The sequence below is a fragment of the Streptomyces sp. NPDC001380 genome, assembly GCF_042895785.1.
Taxonomy (GTDB): Bacteria; Actinomycetota; Actinomycetes; order Streptomycetales; family Streptomycetaceae; genus Peterkaempfera.
This window is the reverse complement of the sequence record NZ_JBIAWP010000017.1, coordinates 114,155-126,247: the sequence shown is the minus strand read 5'-3', so window position 1 is coordinate 126,247 and position 12,093 is coordinate 114,155. Positions and strand designations below refer to the sequence as shown.

Sequence of the window (12,093 nt, the reverse complement as noted above, 5' to 3'; positions counted from 1 at the left end):
GCGTACGAGGGCGGGCGCGTACGGGGACGGGCACGTACGGGGGCGGGCACGTACGGGGGCGGGCGCGGGTCATCCGTGCGGGGGACGGGGTTCTCCACAGGCCGGGGCCTGTCCACAGGTCCGGGGCGGGCGGTGGCGGAACCGCGCCGGTGCGGGCAGCGTGCCGCCATGACCGCTGTCCGGCACACCGTCACAGCCCGCAGCCCGCTCCCCCGCAACGGCGGCCCGCCGCGGCCCGATGCCCGCCCGCACCACCACGCCCGCCCGCACCACGGTGCGGGGGCGCGTCCCGGTGACGGTGCCCGCCGGGGTGCGGGCCCGCCCCGCAGGGCCGTACCGCTCCTCGGCACCGCGGCGCCCCGGCGCGGGACCGCAGCGGGACGCGGGGCCCTGCCGCACCGGAGCGCCCTCGCCGGCTGCGGCGGGCCGCCGGGGCCTCCCGCGCCGGACCGCGCACTGCTGGCGCTCCTGGGCGTGCTGGCGGTCCTGGCCCTCTGCACGGCGCTCCCGCACACCGCGGCCGGGGCGGCGGCCGGTCGCGGGCGGGCCGCCTCCCCGGCGGCCGGCGGCGTCCCGGCGGACGCCGCACGGGCCTGGCCGGTTGCGGGCCCGGTCAGGGTGCTGCAGGGCTTCCGTCCGCCCCCGCTGCCCTGGGCGGCGGGGCACCGCGGGGCCGACCTGGCGGCGCCGGAGGGCTCGGAGGTGCGGGCGGCCGCCGCGGGGACGGTCGCCTTCGCGGGACGGGTCGGCGGGCGGAGCGCGGTCACCGTGGTCCACCCGGGCACCGGCGAACCGCCCCTGCGGACGACGTACCTCCCGGTGGAGCCCGTCCTGCCGGTTGGCGCCCGGGTCGAGGCGGGGGAGGTCGTCGGGCGGCTCGAGGCCGCCCGTCCGGCGGCGGACCGGTGGTCGGGTGATCCCCGGGCCGGGGACCCGCGGCCCGAACCGGGAGGGCCGCCGCGGACAGGAGGGCCGCCGGGACCGGGAGGACCGCCGGAGTCGGGAGGACCGCCGCAGGTGGGAGACGGCCACTGCACGGTGGCGTGCCTGCACTGGGGGCTGCTGCGGGGACGGCGCTACCTGGACCCGCTGGCCCTGCTGGGACTGGGCACGGTGAGGCTGCTCCCGTCCGAGCCGGCCGCCACCGGTCCGCGGGCCGCCCCGGAGACGGTCCACCGCGGCCGCGGCCGCGGTACGGGGTTCGGGGGAGCCGGTGGTGGCGAGCCGCCCGGGGACGCCGGACTGCGGAGGGCGGGTGCACCCGTGCGGTGCTCGACGAGCGGCCCGGGGGTGGAGAGCGGAGCGCCGGGTGGTGCGGGGCGCGCGGCTTGCGGCGCGTCCCGCGGCACGGCCCGGACGGCCATCCGGGCCTCCCGCACCCGCCCACCGTGCGGACGCGGGGGACGGCGGCCTCCGGCTCCCGGATCTGCGGACTCCCCGGACAGCCGGATCCCCTCCCGGCGGCATCCGGAGCCTGCGGTCATCCGGACTCGGGCTCGGGGTCACCCCGGCCCAGGCCCCCCGGGCCGCCGGAGCCCGGTGCGGGTCACCGCGCGTCGGAGAGCTTGGCGCGCAGCTGCAGGACGGCCTTCGTGTGGATCTGGCTGACCCGGCTCTCGGTGACGCCGAGGACCTGTCCGATCTCGGCGAGGGTGAGCCCCTCGTAGTAGTAGAGCGTGACCACCGTCTTCTCCCGCTCGGGGAGGGTGTTGACCGCCCCGGCCAGCAGGCGGCGCAGCTCACGGCCCTCGGCGACCTCCTCCGGGTCGTCGGCGGCGGTGTCCACCAGGGTGTCCAGCAGGCTCAGCCCGTCGCCGCCCCCGCCCACCGGGTGGAGGAGCTCGTCCAGTGCGGCGACGTTGGCCAGGGAGAGCTGGCTGAAGATGGCGTGCAGGTCCTCCACGGGGATGCCCATCTCCGCCGCGACCTCGGGCTCGTGGGGCGTGCGGCGCAGCCGGGTCTCCAGCGTGGCGTAGGCGCGCTCCACCGCCCGCGCCTTCTGGCGGACCGACCGGGGGATCCAGTCCAGCGCCCGCAGCTCGTCGATGATGGCGCCGCGGATCCGGCTGATCGCGTAGGTCTCGAACTTGATCGCGCGGTCCAGGTCGAACTTCTCGATGGCGTCGATGAGCCCGAAGACACCGGAGGAGACGAAGTCCGCCTGCTCGACGTTGGCCGGGAGCCCCACCCCCACGCGCCCGGCCACGTACTTCACCAGCGGCGAGTAGTGCAGGATCAGCTGCTCGCGCAGCCGGCCGTCGCCGGTCGACTTGTAGGAGCGCCACAACTGCTCCAGGGCCGGACGCTCACCGCTCTTCTCGCTCCCCCCGCGCCGGGCCACCGGCGGTCTGGGCGGTTCCGCCTGACCGGCGCCGACGCCGGGGCCCTCGTCGGCGGCCGCGGATGCCGGTGTCGGCGCCGGCGCGGAGACCCCCTGCCCGCTGCGTGCGGTCCCGGGGCGGCGCACGCCGGCAGCGGTCCCGGCCGCCGAGTGGATCTCGGAGGCGGGCCCCGTCCCCGCGGCCGGGGCCGTGAGGGTCCCGTCGCCGCCGGTGGCTCTCCGCCGGGGAATGTGTGTGGGCATGCGTCCCTGTGCGCCGTTCTGCCGAGTCGTGTGCCGGTATGGAAGTCGTGGTGAGCGTAGCGTGATCGGACCAGTGCCGAGAGCTACCGAGCCCGATGCGTCCTCCGATCCGGTGGCGGGGTATCCGCAGGTGGGACGGGTGGAACGGGGCCTGCGGCGCCGGTGCGGCGGCACCGTGAGGATTACCCCCGCCCGGACGCCGTACGGTGTTGCGTTCGATACCGATCGGGGGATCCCGTGTCACCCGGCCGTGTCGTCCCCGCGGGTCGTGCGCGCCCGCCAGCGTGCTCCCGACCGCTCCGCGAAGCCCAGGGACGCCAGCTCGTAGAGCCGCTGCAGCACGTCGTCCGGCGGCAGGCCCGTGGCGCGGACGACAGCCTCGACCGGGGCGCCGTCGACGCGGGCCGGCAGGGCGTCGAAAACCAGGCGCGCCTGCGGAGGCAGCAGGTCGTGCGGGAGCACCGGCCCGCACCGGGGGTCGGCCAGGTCGGCGCCGATGCCCCCGACCAGTTCCGCCACCTCGGCCGCATCGGTGACCAGCGCCGCCGCCCCGCTGCGCAGCAGGGCGTGCACACCCGACGACAGCTCCGACGTCACCGGTCCGGGGACGCCGCAGGTGAGCCGGTTGAGGTCCCGGGCGCGTCGGGCGGTGCTCAGCGCTCCGCTCCGCAGGGCGGCCTCGACGACCACGGTGCCCCGGGTGAGGGCGGCGATCACCCGGTTGCGCAGCACGAAGCGGAAGCGGTTGGGGTGTTCCCCCGGAGGCAGTTCGCTGACCAGGAGCCCCTGTCGGGAGATGCGGCGGATCAGCTCGGCGTGCCCCCGGGGGTAGGCGACGTCGACCCCGCAGGCGAGGACGGAGACGGTGGGGCCTCCCGCCGCCAGGGCGCCCCGGTGGGCCGCCGCGTCGATGCCGTAGGCGGCGCCCGAGACCACCACCCAGCCGCGTTCGGCCAGGCCGGCCGCGAGCTCCCCGGCGACGTGGGCGCCGTAGGCGGTGCAGGAGCGGGCGCCCACGACGGCGACGGACCGCAGGGCCAGCAGCCGGAGGGAGGCGTCGCCCGCCGTCCAGAGGCCGACCGGACGGGCGGCGCCGAGGTCGTCCAGCTGGGTCGGCCACTCGGCGTCGCCGGGGACGACGAAGCGGCCACCTCCCGCACGGATCCGCTCCAGGTCCGCTGCCGGGTCGATCCCGGCAGCGCGCGCCCGGTAGCGGGCCATGCGGGCGGGGGCGGCGCCGGGAGGTGTGCCGCCCGTCCGGAGGAGGCGGAGCAGCCCGGCCGCGCCGAGGTCGTCGATCCACTGCCCCACTGCGGGGTCCCCGGGCTCCGCGAGGCGGGTGATGGCGGCTCTGGCCAGCCGCTCGCCGTCGTCCGCGGCACCGGACGGCACGGCCGGGCCAGGACCGGCGGCGTGCCCTGGACCGGCGGGGTGCCCGGGGTCGGCGGCGTGCCGGGGGGCGTCGGCGCCGGCGGCGGTCCGCCCGGGCGGGGCGTACCCGCACGGGGGCGGGCCGAACAAGCCCTGCTCGGAGGGGTGCCGGCCGGAAGAGCGCCGGCCGGAAAGACGCTGCTCGGAGGGGCCCTGCTCGGAAGGACCCTGGTCGGAAGGACCCTGGTCGGAAGGACCCTGGTCGGACGAGGTCACCGTTTCACTCCTTCCCTGGAGGGGGCGGCCCGGCTCGTCGGGGGAGCCGGATCCGCTGGGACCGGGATCCGCGGGCGGGCCGCGGAACCCGTGCGGACAGGTGGCGGCCGACGCCTCCCACCGCCCGCCGCCGGTCACCGGAACGGGCCGCCGAGGGGCGCGCCGCGCTGGACACCGGTCCGGAGCACCAGGGCCGTGCGCACGTCGGCGCGGTCGGGCCGGCCGTGGCCGGCGAGGTCGGCGACGGTCCAGGCGACCCGGAGCACCCGGTCCAGGCCGCGGGCGGTGAGCAGGCCGCGCTGCATCTCGCGCTCGGCGTCGTCCAGCGCGCCCGGTGTCGTCCGCCACCGGGTGCGCAGCTCGTGGCCGGGCACCTCCGCGTTGCCGCGCCAGGGGGTGCCGTCGAAGCGCGCCGCGGCGCGCAGCCGGGCCTCCGCGACCCGGGCGGCGACGGCGGCGGTGGACTCGGCCGCGATGTCGCGCTCCAGGAGCTGCGCCCGGGTCACCGGTTCGACCTCGACCTGGAGGTCCACCCGGTCCAGCAGCGGTCCGGAGAGGCGCGACTGGTACCGGCCGACCATGGCCGGGGTGCACTGGCAGCCCTCCCCCCGTCGCGACCAGCGGCCGCAGGGGCAGGGGTTGGCGGCGAGGAGCAGCAGGAAGCGGGCGGGCAGCCGCAGCGACCCGGCCGCGCGGGCCACGACGACCTCGCCGGACTCCAGCGGCTGCCGCAGGGCGTCCAGCACGCGGACGGGGAACTCGGGGGCCTCGTCCAGTCAAGTAGATTGACGCCACTCGGGGCAGCACTACGGACGTTGCCCCTATATAGGAGGAGAGCTACAGAGTGGCCAGGGTCCTCGGTGTGGTCCGCCTGTCCCGAGACAGGGACGACAGCACGTCGATAGCTCGGCAACGGCAGTACATCACCACGTGGGCCGACCAGGAAGGACACGTGGTCGTCGGGTGGGCTGAAGACGTGGACGTGTCCGGCGGCGTCGCGCCGTGGCTTCGCCCCGAACTGGGCAAGTGGCTACCGGCGACCATCGGCACGAACCCCACCGTTGAGGCGGAGCGTCGAGCGTGGCAGGAGTCGCGGGCGCGGGACTTCGACATCATGGCCGCATGGCGACTCGATCGATTCTCTCGGCGCGTCATTCATCTAAATACCTTGATTGAATGGTGCGTGGAGAACGGCAAGCTACTTGCCTCGACTTCCGAGAAGTTCGACGTTCAATCCCCCGTGGGGCGAATCTTCGTTAATATCCTCGGTTCCCTGGCGGAAGGCGAGCTAGAGTCGATTAAGGAGCGCGCACGCTCTTCGTATACCCATCTGATGCGCAAGGGGCGTTGGCGAGGCGGCTTCGTGCCATATGGTTATCGCCCCGCGAAGAATGATGCAGGTGACGGGTGGCGCCTTGAGGTCGATCCTGAGACAGCCGAAGTAATGCAGGCCATTGCCAAGAAGGTAATTGAAGGAGCCTCGACCAACAGCGTCTGTCGCTGGTTGAACGAGCAGGGGTTTCCGGTCCCCTTGGACGCTCAGCGTCTCCGTGCAGGGAAAGAGGCTTCGGGTGCCGAGTGGCGCGTAGGGAATCTCATAAGGATGCTCCGCTCACACACGCTTCTTGGCCATGCGGAGATGACAGAAACTGTCATGGTCGCAGGCAAGAAAGAAAAAATCACTCGCATAGTTCGCGGAGAGGACGGTCTGCCGCTTCAGCGGGCAGAGCCGATTCTCTCTCGCACCGAATGGGAACAGCTACAGGCTGCTCTAGATAAGAACAGTAACAAGAAGGCCGGGAACCGGGAGGGCGGTTCCCCGCTTCTTCGTGTCGCCTATTGCGGCGTCTGCGGCGATCCTCTTTATCGGAACCGCGGCCGAGGGGGCATGTATTACCGGTGCGGGAAGCGGGCCCGCTCGGGCACCTCCTGCTCTCTTCCTTCGATCAAAGCCGAAGAACTCGAAGAGACCGTTATCAGCACTTTCCTGAGCATCGTCGGCAATGATGAGATTGTGCGGAAGGTTCTCGTTCCTGGGGCTGATTACTCGGCCGAGAAGGCAGACGTACGGCGAGCCATGAAGGAACTTATGGAGGATCGCCGTGCCGGCCTCTACTCATCCGAGGCGGGCAAGGAGGAATTCCGCAACATGTGGCGCAAGCTCGAAGCACAGGAGGAGTCTCTAGCCGCTCTTCCCGAGCGCGAAGACGAGTGGATCGAGGAGCCGACGGGAGAGACGTATCGGGACCGCTGGGACCGCCTGCCCTCGCATAAGGAGCGGAATAAGGAGCTTCGGGAAGCGGGAGTACGTGCCATCGTGCACCCTGAGCCGGTGATTCCAGATGGATCCTTCAGCTTCGTTCCAGCGAACGGCGACCCTTCCGGAAAGCGCATCGTGATGGAGATTGAGGCTGTGAGGACCCTACGCCATCTGGCGCGGCTTGGCGACGAGTAGCGGGCAACCGAGGAACGCCCCTGAGCGTTTACACGTTTCGGAGTCTCACTGCGCTCGGATGACTCTCCTTGAAACCGCCACCCTGTGCGCGGTAGAACAGCGGTGAGGACGGCGCCAGCCCAAAGAGGGCGGCGCGTTTAAACACCATTAGGGGATGCCGTGGCGTATGACGACCTGACTCCTGCCGAGGCGAAGACGCTTCCCGTCTTCGACCCCTCGACGGCCGAGAAGGGGACGGCGTACTACTGGGAGGACATGAGCGACGGCGGCAACGTCCTGGTGGCGGTACCGACCGCGAGGAGCAGCCTCGGCTTGTCGGCCGACGTGTACGGCCTGGAGCCCGACGGGACCGTGACCCGAGGCGTCGAATACTTCCTGGCCGACGGCCAGGGCGGCTACCGGCTCCCGGTATACCCCGGCATGGGCGGCCTGTCCTCGGTCGAGCTGCGGCGCCTGGCCGAGGAGTACAGCCAGGCCGCGGCCTTCCTCGAATCTATAGAGCAGTAGGCCGGCAAGCGGCCACACCGTTCAACCTCAGCCCCGACGCAAGTCGGGGCTTTCTCATGCCTGAGGAGATAATTTTTGACTGCCGAGACCGAGTTTGACTTCTCCCCTCTTGACTGGAAAGACATGGTGAAAGCTGCCGAGACGCAGGCTCACTTCATCATCGATGGAATGATCTCCGCTACCTCCACTCTGCTCTACGGGGAGGCGAAGGTCGGTAAGTCATACATCGTTTCCGCCCTGATCGCATCGCTCGCCATGGGCCGCGACTTCCTTGGTCGCGGAATCGAGTCGCGGGGCTGGAACGTCGCTATCTGTGCCACGGACGACGGAGCAGCCGCGGAGTACGGCCAGCGAATTCAGACTGTCGTCCCTGAGGGCGTGAACCTGCCTGTACGCTGCTTTCAGCTTCCGGTGATGCGTTCCCGTGCCATGTGGGAATCGCTCTACCGGCAGATCATTCGAGGCGGCTTCAACTTCGTTGTGATCGACAACCTGACTCAGGCCGCCGGAGGTAGCGTGAACGATGATGGAGCCATTCGGGACTTCTTCGAGGGCGTCCGCATGTTCACTCGGGCCGGCATCCCTGTAGTCATCGTGGGACACTCCTCTGAAAAGTCGGGAGAGAGGGGGAAGAGTAATCTCCCGATGGGCTCCTCAGCTATCTCTCAGTCGGTGCGGCACAGATGTTTTGTGTCCCGTAGTCGGGGCAGGTTGAGCCTGCGTTTCTCAGGCAACCATGTGGAGCCTCACACCGTGCTCCTGGAGCACGGGACCGGTGCGCGATTCACCGTAGTCGACCGCCAGGATGCTGAGGCGGTAAAGGCCGATGGGGAAGCTAAGCGGCGCGACCGCGATAAGGCCACGCTGGACAAGAACGCGGTGATAGCGGCCTACGTCGTCTCGGACTGCCAGGGCATGGGAGTGAGGAAGACGGCTCAAAGCCTCGCTGACAGGTTCGGCGGGGCGGCCTCGACCTATTCGAGCAACCTTTCCAGCAAGCGCGCCTACGGGGCCATGTTGACCCGTGGTGACGGTGACTCTTGGGCGTTGGCCGTGGCGGCCTGAAACCGCCGGGCGTTGTGGTGTTGGGGTGTTGTTGTGTTGTCCCTAAGGGGGTGTCGCAGGCTCCACCCCCAACACCCACTCAACCACTTCTCTATCAATCCCCTGGCCGAGGAACGAAGGCCAGGTGGTGACTATCACTACGCGCCCCCTCGATCGGGGCGCGCTATCTGTCTTCCTTGGCCGGGCGGAAGCCGAGGCCAAGTAACCAAAGCAATAGAAGAGGCGCCCCCGCTCGATCGCGGGGCGCCGATCAGGAGTAGCTATGCCTATGTCTATGTGTGGCCGCTGCAAGCGGCTCTACTCGCTCGGCTCACGCTGTGAGCCTTGCGCCAAGGCTAGAGCGCGTATGCGCGAGAAGGCTCGCGTGCGGCCGTCTCCGGCCGAGCGCGGGTACAACGCCGAGTATCGACGGAACAGGCGGATTGTCCTCGCGGGCAATCCGCTTTGCTCTCTCTGCAATCTTCGGCCGGCGGGTACCGCCGATCACATCGTTCCGCTCAGCCGAGGCGGAACGAATAACCTGAGTAACCTTCGCCCGGCCTGCGGGCCGTGCAACTACAGCCGAGGGAACAGAACGGCCTAGGAGCCGTTCTAAGTCATCGATGGCTGTATGATCAAATCCTCGAAGGGGCCGCTCACGCGCGCCCCTTCTCCGCTTCTAGATGGTGCAGGGGGTTTAAACGGTGCCCGAGTATCAGGCCATCGTCAGGGTTGCCCATGACGGGCGCAACCTGTCCGGAGACAGCGCGGCCGACGCGCTGGATGCGGTGACTGGGGATCTTCTGAGGTACGCGCCTACGGCGCAGTTCTGGGATGGTCGGACCGAGGTGACGATGACGGTTCAGGCCCCGTCCCTTGGGGACGTGGCCGAGATGGCCAGCCAGGCCGTCAGTGCGGCCTTTACTCATGCCGGGTGGCAGACGCGCGTTGTCCGCGTCGATGCATGGGACGTAACCGAGTGGGACCGCACACACGGAGTCTCCGAGTAGAACACTGGCAGGCTGAGGCGAGGGGCCGGAGAGACGTTCTCCGGCCCTTCTGTGCTCCCTACGGATGGTCGGAGACCGGCGGCTCTCTCGGGCGCTCACAACGGCCCTCAGAGCCCAACTGTGGGCAACATCCGACCAACGTCAGGGGGTAGGGGGGTCCGAAACTTTTTCGGACGCCTTCCCCGGACCCGCGTCCTTCCCTCGCCTCGCACGGCCGCAGATTAGCCCGAACTGGTGGGAATCTGTGACGGACCTTAACTCTTCGTAGCGACTCCTCGTCGCATGGCTCCGGATGACTCCTCATCACTCCACACGGGGCCGCCCTTCGAGGTGTTCAAAAACGATGGTTTGTGAGACGCGCGCCCAGGAGGCCGAGAGACGGCCCTTCGGGTGTTCACAACCCGTCTCACAACCCCCTTTCGAGGCTTGATGTTTTGAGACGAGTTGTGAGACGATCTAGGCATGACGACGAACACCCCGACCGGTCACCTCATCGGCTACGCCCGCGTCTCGACTGACGATCAGGAAGCACAGCTTCAGAGGGACGCACTGAAGGCGGCAGGATGCTCCCGCGTCTTCGAGGACAAGGCTTCGGGCAAGAACACCGACCGCCCCGAGTTGGCTGCCGTTCTCGACTACATGCGGGCTGGGGACACGCTGGTCGTATGGAAGCTCGACCGCCTCGGCCGGTCCCTGATCGACCTTGTGACCATCGTTGACGGCCTCGCACAGCGCGGGATCGGCTTCAAGGTCGTTACCGGCGCCCTCAGCGCCGTGGACACCACCTCTGCCGATGGGCGCCTGTTCTTCCAGATCATCGCGGCGATGGCCGAGTTTGAGCGAAGCCTGATCAAGGATCGAACTCGTGCTGGCCTGGAGGCGGCAAAGGCTCAGGGTCGGACCGGTGGCCGGCCGTCTGTGGTGAATGAAGACGTCCTGGCGGTTGCCCGCGCGAGGAAGGCAAAGGGTGAAAGCGTGAGCGCGATCTCCAAGGCCCTCGGGGTCTCTCGGGCGACTCTGTACCGCCACCTGGGCCAGTAGGGCCCCCTCGGCGTCTCCAGCCATTGGAGCAACAGCGAACAAACGATAGGCCCCCGCCCAAAGCGGGGGCCTATCGTACGCAAAAGCGCCTTGCGAGTGAGCAGCTAGAAGAGTGCAACCTTCTCGAAATTGTCATCGTATCGGCGTTGAGCCTGGAAGTACGGATTTAGAGTTGCCGGAAGGTTCGGCTTCTTACCCTGAAGCAACTCTTCAACCGTGATGATTTGGACTTTAGGGTATTGGCTACCATTGAAGGGGGAGGTGTACACGCCCGAGCGGTTGGCTGCTTCGATCATGGCCTTCGTCGGCTTCTTCATCGTGATGAAGACGCCCATGGCTGCCTTCTCTGACGCCACTGTCCCTATCAGGTCGCGCACATGGCCAGGATTTGTGGCTCCGCCTTTAACGGAAACCAAGACACGATGAGAGTTCCCCTTGGCATCAATGGCAACACGGATCACTCCATCAATGCCCTTGTCTCCGACCTGCTTCTCATTCGGCTGGCCATTAACCTGCATGACGCACCAACGTTCGAACTCGAAGGGCGATCGAGCGAACAGCGTCGCGGCACCATCCATCTCCGTGGGGATGCCGAGAATCTCATACCCCTCGGCCACGGACTCGCCAAAGATGTGACGCAAGCGAGAGTCAATCAGGTCGATAGCGATCGTAGTTATGTCCATCCCAACCCAACGTCGGCCTAGCTTCTGTGCAGCATCGATCGTAGTGCCGCAGCCGCAGAATGGGTCAAGGATGACATCGCCCGGATTACTGCTTGCCGTGATAATTCTTTCCAGCAAAGACAAAGGCTTCTGAGTCGGATACCCGAGACGCTCGATGGCCCGGGAGTTTAGGGCGTCAATATCCGCCCAAAGGGCCTGGAGCTCAACGCCCTTCCCCTCGTCAAGATAGTACTTGCGCCGGGGAACCACTCCGGGTTTGCTTTGATGCACTCGCCCTTCGTCAATCAGCCTTTGCATCTCGCTCTTGCTGTATCTCCAGTGGCGGGAGACACCAAGAACTTCATAGAACGGGTTTCCCTTTGCTGCGCCCCCTGGACCCAGCATGCTTACCGTCTGAAATTGTCTTCCGGTACCTTCTTCGACGTAGCTAAACTTTTCCCTGATGTACTCATCTGAGTACGGCTGATAGATCTGGTTAAAGGTATACTGGTCAGACTTGGTGTAGAAAAGAATCCTATCGGAGTTGCGCCCGAAGTGGCGGGCGCCCTGACCGGAATTACCCTTCACCGTGGACGTCCTGCGCCAAACAATCTCGTTTTTGTACTGAGCGGCACCGAAGATAGCGTCTAGCACTATCTTGAGATAGTGGCTCGCGGTTGGATCGCAGTGGAGATACAGCGATCCGGTGGGCTTAAGGACCCGATGCAGTTCTACGAGCCGCGCAGTCATCATGACCAGATAGGCAAGCACATCGTTATCGCCGAGAAGCTTGCGCATAGCTTCAAGAGCTTCTGCCACTCGGACAGTGGAACCACCATTGACGAGCTCGATGAACAGAGCCTCGGTTTCGTGATTCCAGGTCCACGTATCGTCAAAAGCCTCAATCTGGGCCGGCGACTCTTCTCCGCTCTTCTGCTTGAACAGCACATTATATGAGCGGTTGGAGTTGAAGGGCGGGTCAAGGTAGACAAGGTCGACCGATCCCGACGGGATGCTCTCGCGAAGTAAACCGAGGTTGTCCCCGTAGAAGAGCTTGTTACGCCACTCGCCGTCGCTCTGCTTCGTCGCCATGACGGAAGCTTGCCAGAGCACCCATGCTTGGCGCACGTACGATGCGCGATC

At 68.0% G+C, this 12,093-nt stretch carries 10 protein-coding genes and 1 pseudogene; 7 read left to right on the top strand and 4 right to left on the bottom strand.

Features of this window, described 5'->3' with window-relative positions; all coding sequences use genetic code 11:
• Positions 1-168: 168 nt before the first annotated feature.
• Positions 169-1,608, top strand: a complete 1,440-nt coding sequence (locus ACFY07_RS20985; protein WP_390870489.1) for a peptidoglycan DD-metalloendopeptidase family protein — start codon at positions 169-171, stop codon at positions 1,606-1,608.
• Here the strand turns inward: ACFY07_RS20985 and whiG are convergent.
• The 3 genes and pseudogenes from whiG to ACFY07_RS20970 form a co-directional block, all read right to left on the bottom strand.
• Positions 1,547-2,341, bottom strand: coding sequence for an RNA polymerase sigma factor WhiG (gene whiG / locus ACFY07_RS20980; protein WP_230655089.1), 795 nt, complete (start codon positions 2,339-2,341; stop codon positions 1,547-1,549). The two genes, ACFY07_RS20985 and whiG, sit on opposite strands and share 62 nt — an antisense overlap.
• A 483-nt stretch (positions 2,342-2,824) precedes the next feature.
• Positions 2,825-4,105 carry a DNA-processing protein DprA gene (gene dprA / locus ACFY07_RS20975; protein ID WP_390870486.1) on the bottom strand — a complete coding sequence of 427 codons (1,281 nt, stop codon included), beginning with the start codon at positions 4,103-4,105 and terminating at the stop codon, positions 2,825-2,827.
• Positions 4,106-4,365: 260 nt separating this feature from the next.
• Positions 4,366-5,007 (bottom strand): annotated as a pseudogene (locus ACFY07_RS20970) (ATP-binding protein); the annotation flags it as partial.
• Between the two features lie 68 nt (positions 5,008-5,075).
• On the opposite strand from ACFY07_RS20970, the gene ACFY07_RS20965 reads away from it, so the two are divergent.
• The 6 genes from ACFY07_RS20965 (at position 5,076) to ACFY07_RS20940 (ending at position 10,288) form a co-directional block, all read left to right on the top strand.
• Positions 5,076-6,686 (top strand): recombinase family protein, encoded by a 1,611-nt coding sequence (locus tag ACFY07_RS20965; protein ID WP_390870484.1) that lies wholly within the window; start codon positions 5,076-5,078, stop codon positions 6,684-6,686.
• Positions 6,687-6,845: 159 nt separating this feature from the next.
• On the top strand, positions 6,846-7,193 hold the full coding sequence (locus ACFY07_RS20960) for a hypothetical protein (RefSeq protein ID WP_390870482.1): 348 nt from the start codon (positions 6,846-6,848) through the stop codon (positions 7,191-7,193).
• Between the two features lie 75 nt (positions 7,194-7,268).
• Positions 7,269-8,258, top strand: a complete 990-nt coding sequence (locus tag ACFY07_RS20955) for an AAA family ATPase (RefSeq protein ID WP_390870480.1) — start codon at positions 7,269-7,271, stop codon at positions 8,256-8,258.
• 262 nt (positions 8,259-8,520) lie between these two features.
• On the top strand, positions 8,521-8,841 hold the full coding sequence (locus tag ACFY07_RS20950) for an HNH endonuclease (protein WP_390870478.1): 321 nt from the start codon (positions 8,521-8,523) through the stop codon (positions 8,839-8,841).
• Positions 8,842-8,941: 100 nt separating this feature from the next.
• Positions 8,942-9,247, top strand: coding sequence for a hypothetical protein (locus tag ACFY07_RS20945; protein WP_390870476.1), 306 nt, complete (start codon positions 8,942-8,944; stop codon positions 9,245-9,247).
• A 462-nt stretch (positions 9,248-9,709) separates the two neighbouring features.
• Positions 9,710-10,288: a recombinase family protein gene (locus tag ACFY07_RS20940; RefSeq protein WP_390870474.1), complete on the top strand. Its 579-nt coding sequence runs from the start codon at positions 9,710-9,712 to the stop codon at positions 10,286-10,288.
• A 104-nt stretch (positions 10,289-10,392) separates the two neighbouring features.
• Here ACFY07_RS20940 and ACFY07_RS20935 read toward each other — a convergent pair whose 3' ends face one another.
• Complete coding sequence (locus tag ACFY07_RS20935; RefSeq protein WP_390870472.1) at positions 10,393-12,042, bottom strand: DNA methyltransferase; 1,650 nt, start codon at positions 12,040-12,042, stop codon at positions 10,393-10,395.
• Between the last annotated feature and the right edge of the window lie 51 nt (positions 12,043-12,093).